The 19935-nt window shown below is 53.5% G+C and carries 19 protein-coding genes; 1 reads left to right on the top strand and 18 read right to left on the bottom strand.

The window, feature by feature from the left end:
* Positions 1-19: 19 nt before the first annotated feature.
* From AC3G2T_RS15620 to AC3G2T_RS15545, 16 genes are all read right to left on the bottom strand, one after another.
* Positions 20-1162, bottom strand: a complete 1143-nt coding sequence (locus AC3G2T_RS15620) for a glycosyltransferase family 4 protein (protein WP_474684169.1) — start codon at positions 1160-1162, stop codon at positions 20-22.
* Positions 1140-2399, bottom strand: coding sequence for a glycosyltransferase family 4 protein (locus AC3G2T_RS15615; protein WP_474684168.1), 1260 nt, complete (start codon positions 2397-2399; stop codon positions 1140-1142). Before AC3G2T_RS15615 ends, AC3G2T_RS15620 begins: the two co-directional genes overlap by 23 nt.
* Positions 2386-3228 (bottom strand): glycosyltransferase family 2 protein, encoded by an 843-nt coding sequence (locus tag AC3G2T_RS15610; protein ID WP_474684167.1) that lies wholly within the window; start codon positions 3226-3228, stop codon positions 2386-2388. Before AC3G2T_RS15610 ends, AC3G2T_RS15615 begins: the two co-directional genes overlap by 14 nt.
* A 16-nt stretch (positions 3229-3244) precedes the next feature.
* On the bottom strand, positions 3245-4633 hold the full coding sequence (locus AC3G2T_RS15605; RefSeq protein ID WP_474684166.1) for a lipopolysaccharide biosynthesis protein: 1389 nt from the start codon (positions 4631-4633) through the stop codon (positions 3245-3247).
* A complete protein-coding gene (locus tag AC3G2T_RS15600) occupies positions 4596-6080 on the bottom strand; it encodes an O-antigen ligase family protein (RefSeq protein ID WP_474684165.1) in 1485 nt (494 codons plus the stop codon). The genes AC3G2T_RS15605 and AC3G2T_RS15600 overlap by 38 nt, the downstream gene beginning before the upstream one ends.
* Positions 6077-6598 (bottom strand): VanZ family protein, encoded by a 522-nt coding sequence (locus AC3G2T_RS15595; protein ID WP_474684164.1) that lies wholly within the window; start codon positions 6596-6598, stop codon positions 6077-6079. Before AC3G2T_RS15595 ends, AC3G2T_RS15600 begins: the two co-directional genes overlap by 4 nt.
* A 21-nt stretch (positions 6599-6619) precedes the next feature.
* Positions 6620-7396, bottom strand: a complete 777-nt coding sequence (locus tag AC3G2T_RS15590; protein WP_474684163.1) for a WecB/TagA/CpsF family glycosyltransferase — start codon at positions 7394-7396, stop codon at positions 6620-6622.
* Complete coding sequence (locus AC3G2T_RS15585) at positions 7393-8733, bottom strand: O-antigen ligase family protein (RefSeq protein WP_474684162.1); 1341 nt, start codon at positions 8731-8733, stop codon at positions 7393-7395. Before AC3G2T_RS15585 ends, AC3G2T_RS15590 begins: the two co-directional genes overlap by 4 nt.
* Positions 8734-8738: 5 nt before the next feature.
* Positions 8739-9683 carry a glycosyltransferase gene (locus tag AC3G2T_RS15580; RefSeq protein ID WP_474684161.1) on the bottom strand — a complete coding sequence of 315 codons (945 nt, stop codon included), beginning with the start codon at positions 9681-9683 and terminating at the stop codon, positions 8739-8741.
* A complete protein-coding gene (locus AC3G2T_RS15575) occupies positions 9673-10368 on the bottom strand; it encodes a sugar transferase (protein WP_474684160.1) in 696 nt (231 codons plus the stop codon). Before AC3G2T_RS15575 ends, AC3G2T_RS15580 begins: the two co-directional genes overlap by 11 nt.
* Entirely contained in the window at positions 10337-11275 is a 939-nt protein-coding gene (galU, locus tag AC3G2T_RS15570; protein ID WP_474684159.1) for a UTP--glucose-1-phosphate uridylyltransferase GalU, read from the bottom strand. Before galU ends, AC3G2T_RS15575 begins: the two co-directional genes overlap by 32 nt.
* Before the next feature lie 77 nt (positions 11276-11352).
* Complete coding sequence (locus AC3G2T_RS15565) at positions 11353-11988, bottom strand: CpsD/CapB family tyrosine-protein kinase (protein ID WP_488436071.1); 636 nt, start codon at positions 11986-11988, stop codon at positions 11353-11355.
* Positions 11972-12715 (bottom strand): YveK family protein, encoded by a 744-nt coding sequence (locus AC3G2T_RS15560; RefSeq protein WP_474684157.1) that lies wholly within the window; start codon positions 12713-12715, stop codon positions 11972-11974. Before AC3G2T_RS15560 ends, AC3G2T_RS15565 begins: the two co-directional genes overlap by 17 nt.
* Positions 12716-12870: 155 nt before the next feature.
* On the bottom strand, positions 12871-13500 hold the full coding sequence (locus tag AC3G2T_RS15555) for a response regulator (protein WP_474684156.1): 630 nt from the start codon (positions 13498-13500) through the stop codon (positions 12871-12873).
* A gap of 41 nt (positions 13501-13541) precedes the next feature.
* Complete coding sequence (locus tag AC3G2T_RS15550) at positions 13542-15197, bottom strand: sensor histidine kinase (RefSeq protein WP_488436070.1); 1656 nt, start codon at positions 15195-15197, stop codon at positions 13542-13544.
* Positions 15198-15834: 637 nt separating this feature from the next.
* Positions 15835-16218 (bottom strand): hypothetical protein, encoded by a 384-nt coding sequence (locus AC3G2T_RS15545; RefSeq protein ID WP_488436069.1) that lies wholly within the window; start codon positions 16216-16218, stop codon positions 15835-15837.
* A gap of 184 nt (positions 16219-16402) precedes the next feature.
* Here AC3G2T_RS15545 and AC3G2T_RS15540 point away from each other — a divergent pair, with 184 nt between their 5' ends.
* Positions 16403-16744 carry a helix-turn-helix domain-containing protein gene (locus AC3G2T_RS15540; RefSeq protein WP_488436068.1) on the top strand — a complete coding sequence of 114 codons (342 nt, stop codon included), beginning with the start codon at positions 16403-16405 and terminating at the stop codon, positions 16742-16744.
* A gap of 552 nt (positions 16745-17296) precedes the next feature.
* Here AC3G2T_RS15540 and AC3G2T_RS15535 read toward each other — a convergent pair.
* A complete protein-coding gene (locus tag AC3G2T_RS15535) occupies positions 17297-18259 on the bottom strand; it encodes a PfkB family carbohydrate kinase (protein WP_488436067.1) in 963 nt (320 codons plus the stop codon).
* Between the two features lie 14 nt (positions 18260-18273).
* Entirely contained in the window at positions 18274-19731 is a 1458-nt protein-coding gene (locus AC3G2T_RS15530; RefSeq protein WP_488436066.1) for a glycoside hydrolase family 32 protein, read from the bottom strand.
* Positions 19732-19935: the final 204 nt, after the last annotated feature.

Raw genomic sequence — 19935 nt, 5'->3', positions numbered from 1 at the left:
CCTTTTTCCGAGGTTACTTTCAAGGGTTGGCAATCAACCCTTCATAGTACCTGGTGATCTGTGTAACGGTTCGTTCGATGACAAAATGCTCTTGCACGCGTTTTCTCCCTTTTTCCCCCATGCTCTGCCTCTCTACGGGATGCTCCAGCAAATGCCGGATCGACATCGCCAGCAGAGCGGGATCTTTGGGAGTGATAAGCAGTCCCGTTTCGTTATGGACGACGGTTTCGGTCGGCCCTCCCTCATTGGATGCGATCACCGGCAGACCGGCGGCCATTCCTTCTACGATGACCTGCCCGAAAGGCTCGGGCGTGATCGACGTATGTACGAGAAGATCGGCCTGCTGCATCAGCCCCTGAATATCATCGACATGTCCAAGCAGCGTTACGTTATCCAGCTTGTTCTCCCGGATTTGATCCATCAGCCCTTGCTTGTAAGCTTCCTCGCCGAACAGCGCATCGCCGGCCAGCCAGAATCGGACATGGGCTTCAGGCAAAAAGGATTTGGCCGCTTCCAGCAAAATATGCTGGCCTTTCCATTCGGCCAGACGGCCGACCAGCAGCACCGTGAACGTCTTCCTCGGCTTGATGACGAGAGCCGCCTGACTAACGACTTTGGCGAAGGAAGAATAGACGACCAGCGTTTTTTTGGATTTCGGCAGCTGCAATGCCGCAAGCGTTGAGTTGGAATTGGCGATGACGCCGTTAGGCAGCACCCGCGACAGAAAGCGGATCACCTGGGCGACGGCCGGCTTCAAATACGGTGCGCCGATATGGTCGCGAATGTGCCAGATCAGCGGGATGCCCGCCATTTTGGCGGCAACGGCGCCGTAAAACGCCGATTTCAACGAATTCGTGTGGACGCAAACGACTTGCTCTTCCCGCAAAATCCGGGCCAGTCTTCTTCCGTAAACGAACAGTTGGAACGCTGCGGATACGACCTGCAGGTTGACGGCGTTGCGGTTGCGGTTGCGGACTTTATCGTCCAGGGAAATGACCCTGACGTCGATGCCCTTTTCCCGCAGCCTGTCGGCCAGCACGCCCTCTTCCGCTAAAATGACCAGCGGGTCCACTCTGCTGCCCAGATGGGTCAAAATATTGTAAAGGGCGACTTCGCCTCCGCTCCATCTGGCCGTATGATCAATGTAGGCTACTCTCAACATCCGTATCCGTCCCTCCTCTCCTGACACGCAGGCCCCCGGCGTCGCGGTCCTTGACCATGAACGCCTGGATTTTGCGGCCCATGGCCTGCTCGAACACGGCTTCCACCTGTGTCGTCACCAGATCCCACGTATAATGGTCCAGGACGTGATTCCGGCATTGCTCCGACGAAGGCCACTGTTCGCGGTGATTCAGCATATGAATGAGGCCCGCCGCCATATCGCCGCTATTCGCGCTCTTGAACAGCATCGCCGGATTGAATTTGCTCAATATTTCCCGGCTGCCGCCAATCGGCGTAGCCATGACCGGGACCCCGGAAGCCATCGCTTCCACCGTGATCAGTCCGAAGCCTTCCAGCGACTGGGTCGGCACGACGAACAGATCAGCCGCCTGATACACGCCCGCCAGCTCGCCGTCGGGGATATAGCCCAGCAGCCGCACGCGGTCTTGAAGCCCGTATTCGGCGATGCGGCTCTCCAGCTCGCCCTTCAGCGGGCCGCGCCCGCCTATCAGCAGCACGACGTCCTGAGCTTGCCCGGCGACTTCTTTCCAGGCTGCGAGCAGTTGCAGCAGCCCCATGCGGTTGACCAGCCGGCGCACGGTCAGCACCGCCGTTTGATGCGGCGCCAGCCCCAGCCGCATGCGCACCGCCGTCCGGTCCGCGGACGGCTGGAATCGCACAGTGTCGGCCGCACCGGCGACGATGTGGATTTTGTCCAGCGGTACCTGGTAATGATTGTGCAAAATATCGCGGAACGTTTCGCTTAACACGATGAACGCGTCCGCATGCTTGTAAGCTTTCATCTCAATCGATTTGGCGATCCATCTTTTGAGCCGCTCCCTCATCCCGCCCCCTTCCACTTTGATTTCTTCGCTCCAAGGGCCGTGAAACGCCATGACGACCGGAATGTTCCGCTTCTTCGCTTCCATGGCTACGCCTAGGCCGTAAGGGGCGAAATGCGTATAGACAAGGTCGAACTTCTGCTCTTCCATCTGCCGGGCCGCATACTCGCCGAAAACAATTCTCCGCCTCCTGAGGCTGAGCTTCGGATCGGCGATGTTCTCGACGAACAGTCCCGGCTTCACCACAGGCTCTTCCTGGCTGCAGACCAGCGCTTGCACCACGTGGCGTTCCGAAAGCCGCTCGGTAATGTTCTGGAAGTAAGTATTCAACCCCCCGGGCTGTGCCGACGGCCAGCCCATTCCGGTAGACAAAATGCGCAAGCTATTGGATGGCATAAGCTTTCCCCTCCTTCTTTTTTAACGGCTCTTCTTCATGCCGGAGCTTCACTTGTTTGCGCTCCTGGAGCCTTTCGTAATGCTTCAGACAGACGAGAAATTCGTACAAGCTCCAGAAGACGGCTACGGCCAGGCCCGGTATGCCTTTGCGGTACAAGCCCTGGAACACGTATTTTTGCACGAAACGCAGGGGTGGACGGTACAGCATCCGCAGCAGTCTGAACGATTTGCCCGCCGCCATCACGCCTTCCGCTTCCAGATCGGTATATTTGTTAAAGCGCCTGACGTGATCGCTGACGCTTCTAAAACCGTAGTGCCACAAAGTTCCCGGCAAATGCGTGACCTGCCTTTCCGCTACATCCGGAGCTTCATGAACCAGAATATCTTTGAACTCCACGTGTTTGCGGTTGTACAGGCGCACCAGGCGCTCGCCTTTGCCCATCCACCGACCCAAAAAGTCGCCGATCCTGAACACGGCGTAGGCCCGTTCGCCGTCGGACAAGTCCTGCTTTCTCTCTAATATCGCCTTGGCCAACGTTTCGCTGACGACCTCATCGGTATCGATCGCGAAAATCCAGTCGTACGATGCGCATTCGCTTCCGTAAATCCGCTGCTTGGCATATCCGGGCCAAGGATTCGTGTATACCTTGCACCCCAATTGCTCCGAGACGCGTACGGTTCCGTCCTTGCTCCCCCCGTCCACCACGACGATCTCATCGGCAAAAGCTTTACAGGAAGCAATCGCATCGGCAATCCGCTGTTCGTCATCCTGTGCAATTATGACTGCAGAAATGCGGTACTTTCCTGCGGAATTACTATGGTCAAGCATCGGTTTCCCCCCTCCATCATTCCGTTGATTTGGCAGATTTTTTGGCGGTGTACGCCGATAGCTGCGATATCAACCATCTCACATCTTCCCTTGTAATCAGCAAGTTGGGAATTTTCATTTTTAAAGTAAAGCGCACGTTGATCAAAATAAACAGAAACCGCAGCACGACGGACGACAGCATCGCGAGTCCTGCGCCGGTCAGCCCGAACTTCGGAACGAGCAGTGTCAGCATCGGAATGACGAGCAGCAGCCCAAGGCCCTGCAAAATGGTGACGATCTTCGGTTTCCCAAGCGCCATAAAGGCTTGGGCCAGCACCATCGTTCCGCCGGAGATGGACACCTCCAGCAGCAGCAGCCGGAATACCCCTAGCGCTTCTCTGAATTCAGATCCGTACAACAGCGTTAATACGAACGGTGCGACCAGCATGATGACCAGTGAGGCCAGCACAGCGATGCAGGTGCTTATGCGGTAGACGCGGAACGTCAGCGCGATCACCTCTTCTTTTTCCAGGCCGGACGCTTTGGGAAACAGAACGACGATAATGGAAGTGGAGAACACGTTCACGATCCGCGAGAGGCTGACGGCTACTGCATAAAGCCCTAATTCCGCCGGGTTCAACAGCCCCACGATGACGATCTGATCGATATAATAAGAGACATTGCCCATCAAATCGTTGCCGTAAGAGCCAAGCCCGTACGTGATTAACTGCTTGAAGGAGCGGAGCGTATCCTCCAGTACAACTCGATAAATCCCGACTAACCGCAAAGTCGTGTATATATAGAAGGGTATCGCTGGAGCCAAATAAGCGACTGCCGACGTATGGGCGCTCATCGTTCCGGTCAAAATCAGAACGCTCAAGCACACCAGCGTGCTGAGCGGAACGAGGAACCGCATCCGGTTATACAGCTTGTATTCGCCCCTCACCTGCATCATCGCGTTGTTGATCTGCGAGAATACGATCAAGGGCACAAGGAGCATCGTCCATTGCGAGAACAGCACTACGCTGTGGGAGTAGGATTTCAGCCAGTAGGGCAGAGCCGCCACGCCGAACGCCATGGCGATCGCACCGCCTGCGAGTCCCATCCACAAGGCCGTCGTATAAAGCTTCGCAGCATCCTTTATGTTCTTTTTGATGTTGTAAATCAAGGCCGAAGGAATGCCGAACGTGAAGCTGAAAGCGAGAAATTGCGACCACAGCACCATGGCCGTCTGCTCGCCCCGTCCGGACGGACCGAGGAAGCGAGCGGTCAAAATTCCCGTAAGCATATTGATGACCAGTATAAAAATGCTGAAGAACATCGTTCTGACCGTATTGGCCATATTGCTTTTGCTGGACAATAACGTTTTGACCAACCCGAAGAGCGGTCTAATGCGGACTACTTTTAAATTCACCGGCTGCTCCATCCGGGTTTTGCCTCCTTTTTTGGGTGATGGTTCTGTGCGCCATGATCCCGATGCCGACCATTTTCCACAACAGAAAACCCCTCAAGCCCGTATAGCCGTTCTCGAAAATCAAGCTCACCATACTTCCGATCAAAGCGGCAACTCCCATTCTTCGATAAGACAACAACCCGGTATTCCCCTCTTGGCGGGCAATGAGCATTTTAATGATCAGCCCCAGACCCCAGAAAAACACTGCGCCGCCCAACACGCCGAAGGTCAGAAAGACGGCGACGAACCCGTTATCGAATACCCCGTATTCGCCAAGCGCACCATCGTTGTTCAGCTTCGTCCCGACGCCGATGCTGCCGAGACCCATGCCCTGCGGTTTGCCGAAAATGACCGGGAACACGGTGTTGAAAAAGCTCAGCCGCTCCTGATACGAATGATCGCCCTGAATGTCGGTCATCGTGTTCATCCTGGCGACAAGACCCTCTGCGCCCGGAAGCTTGGGGATGATAAAATACAAAGCTGCGGCGACCAGCGTCATTTGCGTCAGCAGTTTCCATTTTTGCTTGCCCGACGAGATCATCGTATAAGCGAAAATGTCGATAAACAGCATCACCCATGCCGAGCGGACGAGCGTGATGAGCAAGCCCACGGCGACCAGCAGGACGCCTGCCCAGCCGAGCGGTCCCCGCCATTTTTTCTCCAAAATCATCGGCGCCAGCGCAGCCCCCATGAACATGCCGGCCGGGCCCGGGGAATTCAGGCTGGAGAATACGCGTATTTCCAGCGGATACGGCTTGCCGATCGAGTTCATTTCCACATGATTCATCCAGAATGCGTCCCACGGAGGTACGATCAAATACTGTATGATCCCGTACACCGCGACCAGAATAGCAACGTTGGAAAAGGTGATGAGCAGCCCGTCCAAGTCTTTGTTATCGAAGGAAGCAAGGGCAAAATACGGAATGAGCAGCATTGGAATGAGATAGTTGGCCAAATCGTAAAACGTTCCCGTCCCGTTCTTCGTAATGCCGACCAAAGTTCCGTAAATCAGAGCCAGCGACAGGAAAAGAATGATTTTTTTGATCGGCGCATCCAGCTTGTGCATATTGGCGAGAACCGGAATAATCAGCACGGCGCTTGTCAAAAGCGGCGCCAGACTTAACATGGAAACCGAATGATAGGAGCCTTCCAGCCAATCCTCAATCCGCCGAATCTCGGGACATATCGCCCAAATGAACAAAATGTAGGGCACAATCCGGCGCGATTCCAGCAAAGCCATAATAAAAGCCGGGAATAGAATGACGCACAGGATCGTGATCTGAATGCTGACATTGAAGCTCAATTTGGCGCTTGCATAGCCGATAACCAGAGCCATGAACAAAGCGGAGCACGCCCATAAGCTTGCCGTTACCGCCGGATTCGTGAAGGGAATGACAGTCATGCTTCTTAACGTTCTCATACACCCTCCGTCATGCGAGATTCGCTGTGTCTGCGCTTCTTCCATGCTGCAAGCGCCATGTACGTCAACATGCCGGCTGCCGCGCCTGCCGTATCGAGAATGACATCCTGCGGCCTGGATCCCCGGTTGACGGCAAACAATTGATGAATCTCATCCGTTACGGCATATCCGGCCGCAATCAGAATCGTAACAAGCACGGCATAAGCGACACTCAGCCTGGTCGCATAGCGAAGCGCTTTAAGCAAGCATAGGCTGAGCAGGAAGTATTCCGTGAAATGGGCCAGCTTGCGGAGTATAAACTCCATCACGCCCCCCGGCCCGTCTTTGCGGCCATCGACCGTCAAGGTGCCGTATTGAAACTTGACATCGGACAAATAAGGACTCAGAGCAGTCTGTTCCACTGCGCGCGTCAGCTGCTTCTTGATCGATTGCTGCTCGTAGGATTGGGAAGAAAGCATGAAGATAACGCCCATCACAATGATGGCAGGCCCCCACACGGCGGTGAAGCTCCTAGTCATACCGGCCGGAAAATCCTCTGTTCATTCCGTTTCCCCCCGTTTCAGCTTGAATTGCTTAATGAATTCCATCCATACCAGCACGATAAACATCGAGTCGTCCACCAAATAACGCTTCCACAGCCTTTTCGGCTCCTGCACAAGTCTCCAGAACCATTCGAAGCCGATTTTTTGCATCACGCTAGGAGCCCGTTGGACCGAGCCGGAAATAAAGTCGAAGGTCGCTCCGACGCCGATGGAAACCGGCACCCGGTATTTCAGATAATGCTTGTAGATCCATTTCTCCTGCTTTGGCGCTCCGACGCCGACGAAAACGATATCCGGTTTGGCATCGATCAGCATCTGGACAATATGGCGGTTCTCCTCATCTTTATGCTCGAAACCGTAGGACGGCGAGTAGCATCCGACAATATTGATGCCCGGGAACAGCGATTTCAGGTTTTTCATCGCCCGCTCCGGCACCCCGTTTGCCGATCCGAGGAAGAACAGGCGGTACTGCCGGTGTTCAAAAGCTTTGCCCAGCTTCTCGAACAAGTCGGAACCCGACACCTTCTGCTTCAGCGGCTTTCTCAGCACCCTGGACGCCCATACAATCGGCATTCCGTCTGCGACGATGGCCCCTGCGTTCGAGTACACCTTCTGAAATTCGGCATCCTTTCTGAGCTTGATTAAATGATCCACATTGCAGGTTAAAATGTAAGAATGGTTGTTCCGGCGAATCACGTCATCAATGAATCCGAGCAGATCCATAAAATCGTAATTGTCAAAATTGACATCGAACATATTGACTCTACTACTCATGGGATCACATCTTCTTTGTTCGGAGTTGTCTTGGACAATACGTACAGGCAATTCAAATACCAGCAGAATGGAATGATGAACTGAACGGTAGAGAGCGTATTGTCGGAAAAAGAGTAGAGGAAAAATCCCCATATAAACGCCAAATAATACACTTTGATCGGGGGCGCCAAAGCCCGGTAAATCAAAATAAATACGATGATCAGCGAAAGAAACAGCAGCCCGCTGCCCATGTAGCCGGCGTCGTAGTAAAAGCGGATGTATTCGTTGTGCGGGACGACGAAACCTTTGTATAAGCTGCCGTCGTTCGCCACGGTAACCGCGCCGAGCCCTCTGCCCGCCAGCGGGTTATCTTTGACCCCGTTCAGGAAAAACGCCCAGGCTTCGGTTCTGCCGGACAAATCGATTCCCGAAGAAGTCTCACGCTCGAAGGAGCGCTTCGTCATATTGTCCCACTGCACGTATAATGCCGCTCCGATCAGCGCTAAGGAACAGGCGAGCGGGATGATCAAGATCACTTTTCCTTTGATATATTGTTTGACCATATCGAAAAAGTAATAGGCGATCATCGCCAGCATAGCCAGAATCGGACCCCGCGTTCCCGTCGCGATCAATACGGCGAAGTTGGCGGCGAGCGTAAAATAGAAAAATTTCGCCTTCCGCGGATTCCGCTTCGTCTCGATCAACGCGATCGTCATCCCGAGAAAAGCGAGCATCGCCAAATGAGGCGCGATATTCGCCCCTTGCACCCGCACGGCCCCGGTGAACTCGACGTCCAGGAAAGAGTACAGGTGCGTGAGCTGGAGCAGCAGCCCCGCCGCAACGCTGACGAGCGGAAGCAGGCAGATGAGCTGAATATGCCGTGCCGCCATCTCCCGGCTCCACTCTATCAGCAGGAAGACGAAGGGCAGCGCCAATCCGATATAGGCTTTGAGCGTCAGCGAAGCCGTCAGCCTCGGATGCCATTCGGAAAAGAAAAAGGTGATGAACAGCATCGCCGTGAGCGCCGCAATCGGATAAATGAACTTTAGCCGGATGCCGGTGCGCAGCATGCACGGGACGAGCAGCGCCAAAATGCCGAGCTTATACAGCGAAATGATTTCAATCCCGAGCACATTCGTATCGATAATGTAGTTGATGGATATGGCGGTTGACAGCAGCACCGGATAGCTGACGGTTTCCGGTCTGTGCAGAGTGACCGCCAGCAGGAGTAAGAGGGCGGCTCCACCGACGCCAAGTGCCGGCTGGTACACCGCTGCGGCTCCCGTAAGCAGCGCAGTGAATAAATAGGCGGCCGCATAGGTTACCGGCTTTTTGATGTTCAAATGGAGCCCCGTCATAGTCCTCACCTGGTTGATGGCATATTTTCGCGTCTTCTCAGCATATAGAGCGTTCCGCGAATGCTTTCCAGCCTGCACTGGATCAGCAGCTTCCTTCCTTCGCTGCGGGCGAGCAGCGAGTCTGCCGCAATGTACACCATCCTCGCTGCGACCGTGCCGAGTTGGAACAGCTTGCCTCCGAATCCCTGGCGCATAAGCCCGTTGGAAATGCCTTGATAATAGTAGCGCTGCAAAATCCATTCCTTGGTCAGCCGGCCGGCCGGGATGAAGTGGTCGACAGCCATGTCAGGATGATAAAGAAACGTCTTGCCTTCCTTTTTCATCTTGTCAAACAGCCACGATTCCTCGCCTGACAGCAGCAGCTGCCCTTTTCGCCCAAGCCCTGTCGGGAACGGATGGCTTTCCATAAAAGATTTGCGCATCGCCATATTGGCCCCGTATGGGTGCAGGCCCGCCGGATACGCCCTGGGCGCATCGCCCAGATTCACTATCGTGTACGGCAGTTCGAGCGCCGGAATGAGCCAATCCGGGCGATGCGTTTCAAAATTCGGGCGGATGATGCCGCCCAGCGCATCAACGTCGCGCCTGCCGCTAAAAACCGCGCATATCGTGCTTAACCATGTCGGACAAGGTATGGCGTCATCGTCCAGAAAAGCGACGACCTCTCCCCGGGCCGCCTGAACGCCCGTATTCCGTGCGACGGACAGCCCCTGACTCCGTTCGAAGCGGTAGCGGACCTCCAGCTTGCCTGTCTGACGCTCGGCAAATTGTTCCGCAACGCTGCGCGTATGATCGGTGGAATTGTTGTCCACAATGACAATTTCGGCTTTTTCGATTCCGGACAGCCCCGGCAGCGAATCCAAAGTAATCCGCAGCAAGTCGGCGCGATTATAGGTGCATACGACGATCGAGACAAGCGGCTTATCTTTGTAAGGCTGATTAAAAGGCATCTTTGGAACCAAGCAGCACCCGGACGGTTTTTACGATAATTTTCAAATCGTACCAAATGGTGCGGTTTTTGATATAGGTCAAATCCAGCTCGACCATCTCTTTGAATCCGACGCTGCTCCGCCCGCTCACCTGCCACAGCCCTGTGCAGCCCGGCGTCACGGCCAGCCGCTTTTTATCGTACGCCGTATACTCCGCGACTTCAGCCGGCAGAGCGGGGCGAGGTCCGACCAAGCTCATGTCGCCCACGAACACGTTCCACAATTGAGGTAGCTCGTCGACGCTCGTTTTGCGCAAAATTTTGCCGATGCGCGTCACCCGCGGATCGTTCTTCATTTTGAACATCGCGCCGCTGACTTCGTTTTGCTCCAGCAGCTTCGCTTTCAGCTCTTCGGCGTTGGAAACCATCGATCTGAATTTATACATCGGAAACAGCGCTTCGTCTTTCCCTACGCGGTTCTGTTTAAAGAAAACCGTGCCTTTCGGATCTTCCAGCTTGATCAGCAGAGCGATGATCAGCCCTGCGGGGAGCAGGACAATCATCCCGCACAACGACAATACGATATCGAGCGCGCGTTTGAAGAACAGATACGAATCCAGGCCGCGATCCCTTGACGCCACAGTGCGGTAATAATTTTTTTGCGGTACCGCATACTCATAATCCTCCTGCAATTTTGGCAAACTCATTCTCCCTACCTCCTAAATGGTCCATAATGGACGGATATTGTTCCTTAATCAGCATGGCAGCCATAGCATCCAGAACCGGATCGCGCAAATCCTTGCTTTCGAGAGCAAAACTTAGCGTAGTGAGAATGTAACCGAGGCGTTCCCCGACGTCGTAGCGGATGCCGTCAAAATGATAAGCGAGCACCTGCTGGACCCGGTTCAGCTTTTGGATCGCGTCCGTCAGCTGAATTTCGCCGCCGGCTCCTTTTTCCTGAAGCTCCAGGTAATCGAAAATTTGCGGAGAAAATACGTACCTGCCCATGATCGCCAAATTGGAAGGGGCCGTGCCCTGCTTTGGCTTTTCCACAAAGTCGTTAACTTCATACAACCTGTTATCCTGAGCGCCCGGATCGATGATTCCGTAACGATGCGTCACTTCGGAAGGCACAGTTTGCACGCCGATGACAGAATTTTCTGATAATTCATACTGCTCGATTAGCTGTTTCAGGCAAGGCACCCTGCCTGTGACAATATCGTCGCCTAGCAGCACCCCGAACGGCTCGTTGCCGATAAACCTTCGGGCGCACCACACGGCATGTCCGAGACCCTTGGGCTCCTTCTGGCGGATGTAGTGAATATCCACCTTGGCCGAGCGCTGCACTTCCTGGAGCAGTTCCAGCTTGCCGGTCTCCAGCAGCTTGTTCTCCAGTTCAAAAGCGTTGTCGAAATGATCCTCGATGGCCCTTTTCCCTTTGCCGGTTACGATAATGATGTCTTCAATTCCGGATTCGATTGCTTCTTCCACGATGTATTGGATAGTCGGCTTGTTGATGATCGGAAGCATCTCTTTGGGCATCGCCTTCGTTGCGGGCAAGAACCGGGTACCGAGTCCTGCCGCAGGAATAATGGCTTTCTTCACTTTTTTCATCTCTCTCATCCTCCTATCAAATTGGCGGAGCAAAACACAGGCCTGGCCGGCCCTGTGAGCGATTGCCGGCCGGCGCTTCAGCCGTTCATGACGATCCCCAGCATCTTGGCGCCCGACTGCTCGAGCCGGAGCCTCGCTTGCTTGGCATGCTCGCGCTTCGTTGTGCCGTGCTTCGCTACCAGCATGACGCCGTCGCTGTATTCCGCCAGCAGCCCGGCGTCCGTGAAGCTGAGCGCGGAAGGCGAGTCGAGCAGCACGACATCGTACTGCCGCTTCAGCTCATCCAGCAGTTCCTCCATCGACCGGGAACCGAGCAGCTCCGAAGGGTTCGGCGGCTGGCCCCCTGCCGGCAGCACGTGCAGGTTAGGCACCGATGTCCGGCAGATCGCGTCTTTCGCAGCGGAAGCCGATTTCAGGCACTGCACAAGTCCGGCTTGGCCCGGCAATCCGAACAGGGTGTGCACGGAGGAGCTGCGCAAGTTGCAGTCGACGACGACGACCGTTTTCCCATCCTGCGCATACGTGACGGCCAGATTTGCTACGATGGTCGTCTTGCCTTCCTGCTCGCCCGGCGAGGCGACCATGAGAACGACCCCGTCATCCGATTGTTTCACCCTCTTCTGCCTGATTGCGGTCCGCAGGGAGCGGTAAATCTCGGCGGCGGATGAAGCCGGTTCCGACGCGGTGACAAGTGCTTCACTTAACGGTGGCATACTTCGTATCACTCACCTCTCTGCTCGCAGCTTTTGAACGGCTCCGGGCTTTATTGTTCTTGATCGGTTCGATGGTCGCAAGCACCGGCAGCCCTACGTAGTGCTCGGCTTCTTTGGCGGAACGCAGCGTGTCGTTGATGTTTTCCAGGAAAAATATGACGCCGAGGGCGGCCATTGCCGACAGTACAAAGCTGATTGCGAGATTCATGACAAGGCCGGCGCTCCCCGAGGGAGGCAGGTTGCCGGAATCGGCGGCCGTCAATATTTTGACATTGCTCATATTCATCAGGTCCGGGATTCGTTTCACAAAAGTTTGCGTAATTTCGTTTGCGATTAGCACGGCTTTGCCGTAGTTGTTGTCTTCCACTTCGACGGTGATAATATTCGTTTTATCGATGGAGCTTACTTTCAATTTCTTATCCAGCTTTTCCCTGGTTAGCACGAATTCGGGATGGTTGGCGAGCACCTCGTCGAGAATGGCGTTCGATTTGATGATCTCCTTGTAGCTGTCGATCAGATTCAAATTCATCACGACATCGTTTAGCTGTATCGAGTCCGAATTTTTAAAAACGCTGTTGACCAACAGTTGGCTGTCGGCCTGATATACAGGCTTGATGAGCACTTTGCTGACGACGAATGTGATCATGCAGGAAAGAAGAACAAACAATGCAATAGCCCATAGCTTCTTTCGAATCAGGATGAAGTAATCCAGTATTGTCTTCTCCATAACACCCTCCCGATAGAACTGCTTGTCATTTATTTTATATGAATTACAAATATTATGATATTATCCGATATTACGATTTTTTAGGTATCAATTGGAATATCCTGTATCCCCTCTATGTACTACCCAGGCGGTATACTTTCGTACCATAACTTCCATTATGCATGCTCCACGCTGAAATGAACCAGCCCTTTGGATTGCGCATACAGGGCCGCCTGGGTCCGGTCGTTCAAATTCAATTTGTTCAAAACCTGGCTGACATGCTTCTTGACGGTAAATTCCGTAATCGTCAGCTTGCGCGCTATCCCCTGGTTGGACAGCCCTTCTCCCAGACCCATCAGAACTTCCCGCTCCTTGGGAGTCAGCCTGTCCAACTGATCGTCGTCGTCCTTTTTGATCAGCATCTCCATCAAGCCCGGATCGTAATACCGTTTCCCTTTGGAAATCAGCTTGATCGCCAGCAGCAGCTCTTCCGGCAGCGCCTCTTTGAGCACGTACCCGTCCGCCCCCGACGCTTCCGCCCGGCGCACATCCGTCTCCATCATCGAAGATGTCAGGATCATACAACGGCAGTCCGTATCTTTCAGCTTCTCCACAACTTCAAATCCCGACCGGTTGCCGAGCTTGATGTCGACAATAGCCAGGTCGGGCTTCGTTTCCTCGATCAGTTCCATCGCTTCCTCAACCATTTCCGATTCGCCCATAATTTCGATGTCCCGCTCCAGTTTCAATACGGCTGAAAGCCCTCTTCTCACCAAAGGATGGTCGTCTACAATAACAATCTTCATCGCTTATACACCTTCTTTCATCGAATGAGAAACTACCGGCTTTACCCCATAACCTCTTCCAAAGCTTTTTTGTCCTGTTGATCCATAGGGATGAACACGGAGATGCGCGTGCCCTCTCCTTGGTTGCTGGAAATTTGCAGCGTTCCGCCTAACGATTGCACGAGGAATTTCATATTGCTGAGCCCCAGTCCCGAAACTTTCGGATCCGACATCTGCACATTGACGTCAAACCCTTCCCCGTTATCGCTGACGGCCAGCTTGACCTCGCTTGGTTTCAGACATAATTCCACGACGATGGAACTGCTGGAGCCGTGTCGGATGGCATTGCCCGCAGCCTCGGAAATAATTCTGGATAAAGCTTTCTGGTGGCTGACCGGAAGGCGGTGATCGTCTCCCGTTACGTTCAGGCGGATTTTCACGGCATACAGCTTGGACAAGCTGTCCAGATGAGCCTGGACCGTGCTCAGCCAAAAGGCGGCGCCGCTTTTTCTGGAGCTGAGACTGTAAATGGTCGTGCGAAGTTCTTGCGAAGCGGTGTTGGCGGATTCCCGGATAAATTCCAGCTGTGTCTTCAGCTGGTCTGCCGGGATGTCCTGCCATTTGCGGTTGAGCGAGTGGATCGCGTACACGATGCCGAACATGTGCTGTGAGACGCTGTCATGCATTTCGTCGGCGATCCGGTTCTGCTCCTCGATAATCATCAACTGATTTTCGATGCGCTCAAGCCGGTGCCGCTCAAGAATGACCGCGCACAGTTCGGAGAGGAAATAAAGCTGCTGCACGAACCACCGGCTTCCTTCCTCGTGATTCCAGCGTTCGATCTTGATGCCGAGCACTCCCCAAAATTTGCTCGCCGACTTGACCGGCGTGATCAGAAACTCGCCGTGGCCGGGCAAATTCATCACCGTGCAGTTGTCCTGCCTCCGCAGCCCGGTCAAATTCGACTCAATGGCTGCGCATAGGGAAGCCTCGGTATCCTTGAACCTTTTGCCTTGGACAATAAGCTTGTCCTCGTCGTCCTCACCGTTGACGTCCCAGAAGAACGCCATCTTTTGCTTCGTCAGCTTGAACGCGAACTCGGCAAAAATTTTCTGCAGGTTGCCCGATTCGCTTTGAGTGGCCGCTTCGACGATTTGATACAAGGATTTGATATGCTCCATCGTCTCGTTGGTTCGCGTATTGGCTCTCTCCAGCTTGTTTTTCATGCCGGCCAGCACCTGAATGGCAAGCGTCATCAGGAGCAGCACCAGATAAAAGTCGCTGTTGTCCAACACGATTCTCCAGATCGAGTGGTCGCTATTGCCGGCGATAAAATAAGAGAATGACGTTACGAACAGGAGGTATCCGAGCAGAATAAACCAGCAGTACACCGTGGAGAGGTAGCTTGCTGCGATCAGGGTCGGGTTCATCACACACCAGAGAAAGGGACTATCCATGCCGCCGGTGGAAATCAGCAGGCAAATCATGCCGGCCATCTCCAGGCCCACGGTCACTTTGAACGTCCGGGAGCCTTTATGGCTTCTCCGGTAAAACGCCGTTATCCATTTCACCGCAATGAACAGCGCCAATACAACGCCCATTTTCCACATAGACGGCGGATTGCTGTCCCCCAACAAAAAAACGATAGAAGTGAGCGAAAGCGACGTGTATCGGTAAAAATAAATGGCGCCGTCCTCTTTTGCGGCCATTGGCTTCATCGCAGCACCATTCCTTTATGCATTTTTTTACCACATAAGAATGTTTAAGTTCTTTACAGCGCTAAAGCGTGAAGAACAGCATTCTTATTGGCGAATAAACCTGCCTCTAAACGCTGTCGCTCATCTTCGAAAGACCTCGATAGAAGTTTATCTCATTAATTAAATTTTCTGAATATTAATCATACTTACTTATAGGTCCTTTAGAACGAACTCTCCCCTTTCCCAAAATAGATCTTGAAAATAATTATTTCATGATCATGCACGAAAATGAATAAGTCGACAGATTCTTATCTGAAACCTTTATAGGTTTCGCTTTTTTTTCCACTTTTTTGTCCATAAACGCTGAAAATGAGCATTTTTTAGGTGCTTAGTCCCGATTTTGCCGACCCATGCGTCCATCGCATCGACCTATTTTTCGGGTTTTGCATTTTGTTACAGGATAATTTTAACCATTTTTTTGCTATGCTCTGATCCCATGTACTCTCCTACCAAAGTCTGCACTTCCATAAAAAATAACCGGATCGAGTGCATATTTTTCTCTTTTATACAAATGAATGCGTATACAAAACAACTTCGCCGCAAGCCGGGGAGCCGTCTGACGGCCTCTAGTAAAATTTACTATATCCGCCATCTGATTCTAAACGTGCCTTCGAGTGCCGCTATGGTCCTCTCTTGGGTCCGAACTCACATATTTCCTCCGACCGGCTGCACCGCGCCAAGGCCCAGGAAAACCGGGCAAAAAGAAAAAAGAACGCCTCGGGAGGTGTTCTTTGGGGCGTACTGGCGGGATCGAGAAATATATCGAAAGCAATCTTATATGAAGCAACTCTGTCTGCAAATCCTTACCGATTGTATGCGCGGCCGAAACAATATCCTCCGCTGTAAGCACATGGATCTGATCTGCCCTCTTTTCAATAAAATCCAATATGATTTCAACACATTCATTACATACCCTGATTCTTTCGTTCAGAATTTGTTCTTCCTCGACTACAGACTCGTACTTGCGCAGCAATTGTTCCATCCCTTCACCTTCCTTTGTAAAGTTCATGAATTCAATTCAACGTAAAGTTGAATGATGAACCGATTATAACTCAACAAAACGTTGAAAACAACCACAAAATCAACTAATAGTTGATTTTGTTTAGCAGGGTGCGAAATAATGCTACGATTATTTTCAAAAGCAGGCAAATAGGCGGTATGAATCCATGTCCCTTGGAACGCGATTAAAAAACGAACGTGACAAAAAAGGATGGTCACAAAAATATGTTGCTGACCAAATTGGAATCACTAACTCAGTTCTGTCCAATTATGAGCGCAACTATCGAGACCCCGATACTGAAACATTAAAAAAGCTTGCCGATTTGTACCAGGTAGACACAGACTATTTGCTTGGTCGCACCGACAAGCCTAAGTCGGAGACAAGCCCGTCATTTGGGGCATCCTGGACAGATGAAGAGAAAGAATTGGCAATCGCAACCGTTGAAGCATACAGAAAGAAGAAGAGGGAACTCGAGGAAAAGGCACATCGCAAAGAACAACAACGATAAGACCGTTTCAAGCCTCTGTTTAGGACTTGAAACGGTCTTTTTGTCGCGCCACCGGACGGCGTCATTGCCGACGGCTTAGCGGCGTTGGGAAAACCTGCAAAAGTCAGGCTGTTGAGAAAGTCTAACGGGTTTCCTCTCAGATCAATTTTTATGTGGGGGCACTCATCTTGAAGAGAAAAAATTGATTTAAAACGATCTGAGAGGGGTATTTGGCTCATGCTTTTGGTGCTTTTTTTGAGCATCCAGGAAAAAAGGGGGTTTCTCAACAGCCTGAAAAGTGCAGGTTTTTTCTGCGAAAGCGGCCCGTTTTGGTGAAAAGCCTGCGATTGTGCAGGAATTTACGATCATGAGGGGCCTGAGCCCTAAATGTCGGCAAAATAACTGCGGATTTGCAGGAATTGTTCGAGGAAAGCGTATCAGCGAGCAAAAGCCTGCACTTTTGCAGGCTTTCTGGAGCGGCACCGGCTAAAGGCGACTACCAGCTGCCGGGCCGTCAGCTCCAACAGGCGCAGGCCGCAGCACGGCTTAGCGGCAGCTTGCATGCCTGCGCGGCTAGCGCGCGGCAACGAACTGCCGCACCTCTTCCAGCGTCGGCAGCGAGGGGATCGCGCCGTGGCGCGTCGTCGTCAGCGCCGCGGCTGCGTTGGCGAAGGACAGCGCCTGCTGCATCACGCCGCTGTCCAGCTCGCGCAGCGTCCCGGCTTCGAGGCTGAGCCGGTACAGCAGCGCGCCGATGAACGAGTCGCCGGCGCCGGTCGTATCGACGGCTTGCACGGCATGTCCCGGAACCGAGACGTTTCCGGTTCGCGTATGCCATGAAGCCCCTTTTGAGCCGCGCGTATAGAGGACATGCGCGACATCGCCCGCGAACAGCGAAGCAATCGCCTCGGCTTCGTCCTCGATTCCGGTGATGAAGGCGAGCTCTTCATCGCTGATTTTGACCATATGGCTGCGCGGAATAAACTCCAGAATCGTCCGGCGGCACTCCTCCGCGCTGTTCCACAGCGGGAGCCTGACGTTCGGATCGAAGCTGATTAAGCCTCCGCGGCTTTTCATCGTTTCGATCGCTTTGATATGCGCGTACTTCACGGGCGCTTCGATCAGATCGACGGAGCCGAAGTGCAGCAAATCCCCCGCCGCGAACGGGCATGCGTCGATATCGCTTTCCTCCAGCAGCATGTCTGCGCTCGGCTTGCGGTAGAACGAAAAATCCCTGCTGCCGTCCGCCTGCAGGCTGACGAACGCGAGCGCCGTATTCGCTTGCGCGGTGCGGGATACATAACGCGTATCCACGCCAAGCCGATCCAGCGTCTCCACAAGAAAATCGCCGAAAGCGTCTTCGCCGAGCTTGCCGATAAAAGCGCTCCGCCCTCCGAGCTTCGCGACCGTACAAGCGACATTCGCCGGCGCTCCGCCCGCCGCTTTGGCAAAACTGCCGACCGCCTTCAGCGGAACGCCGGTCTCTGCAGGAATAAAATCAATCAATGCTTCGCCAATTGTATATACAGTTCTCATGTGCCGTCCTCCTCTTAACGAATGTCCCATTTGCGCAGCGAAACGATCCGGCACTGCCCTTCAGAGAAAAGCTGAATGCCCAGCGATTCCGGCCCCGGGTAGATCCGCCCGGTCATAACTTTCTCGCCGTCTTGAATGAACGCCTCGACGGAAGAGCGGTCTACGAATACGCGCAGAGCAAGCTTGTTATCCTTAAGCTCTACCGCGGTTCTGCGCTCGCCTTTCGGCCCGCTTCCCGAACGGTCGCGGTTGAAGCGCAGCAAACCGGAAACTGTATCGTAGGCGATCAGCGTCTCTTCTTCCGCACCCTGGCGCAGCTTCAAGCCGAACGCGGACGCTTCCCCCGCCTCGATGACAACATCCAGCTCGTAGCGGTCCCCCGTGCAGCCGAGCGTCAGTTCGCCGTCAAGCTCTTGTGCCGCAAGCTCATACGGCTGTTCCCGATAAGCCTCTATTTCTTGCACAGGCACGAAGAGCAGCTTGTCGCCCTGCAGCCTGACTTCCCGCGGCAGAGTCATCGCCCCCGCCCAAAAGTGTCCCTGCTGAGTCGGCATGTCCGATTCCCACATGTCCATCCATCCGACCATGATGCGTCTTCCCCGATCGTCCTCGCACGTTTGCGGCGCGTAAAAATCGAACCCATAGTCGATCGGGCTGTAGCTGTCATAATGGAACTTTCCTTCCGCCGTATCCAGCATGCCCAGCATGAAAACCGTGGAATGCAAATTATGATAGTCGTCACCCTGCGACGGCATGCGCTGCGGGGACATCATCAGCACGTCGCGGTCCTCCAACCGGAATAAATCCGGACATTCCCAATTATCTCCCAGCGTGCCGTCGCTCCTGGCAATTTCGCCGGCGAACGTCCACTCCCGCAAATCCGCCGACCGGTACATCAAAATAATTCCGCTGCCGGCACCGTCGTTGGAGCCGAGCACGACGTAGTATTGCCCGTCCCGCTCGAACACCTTCGGATCGCGAAAATCTTTTTGGCTGGCATGAGCCGGGATTTGGGACGCAGGGATGACCGGATTGAGCCCGCTTTTCGTAAAAGCGACTCCGTCCACCGACAGCGCCAGACTCTGGGTCTGCACATAATCGCGGTCTTTATCGGGGCCTGTCACCACATGCCCGGTATACATAAGCGTCAATTGCCCGTCCTTCACAATCGCGCTGCCCGAGAAGCAGCCGTCCTTGTCGTATTCCCGGTCCGGAGCGAGCGCAACCGGCAGATACGACCAGCGGATCAAATCCCGGCTGACCGCATGCCCCCAATGCATCGGCCCCCAGACAGGCTTATACGGATAATGCTGATAAAACAAATGGTATTCTCCCTGAAAATGGACAAAACCGTTCGGATCGTTGATCCAGCCCAATTCCCCGGCCAAATGATACCCTGGCCGATAATCATTGCGAAGCAAATGCGTATTCTCGCGAATAAACGCGTCGGCCTTTTCCCTGGTATAGCTCATCGCGCACCCTTCTTTCCCATTTGGCGGAGCCCTGCTCCCCAAACCGTATCTAAGTGAGATTATAGTGATCCGCCGGTGTTATGTCAATCGTTTGACATATCATCGAGTTTTGTTGTTTACCGGCACCTGAAAAGGGAGCATTTTACCGAGGATATTGACTATAGATACAGGCAAATCTATACTAATTTGTGTAACTATACCGAT

This window comes from Paenibacillus sp. sgz302191 (assembly GCF_057749925.1).
Note: the sequence above shows the minus strand (reverse complement) of the source record. Positions and strands in the feature narration are given on the sequence as shown.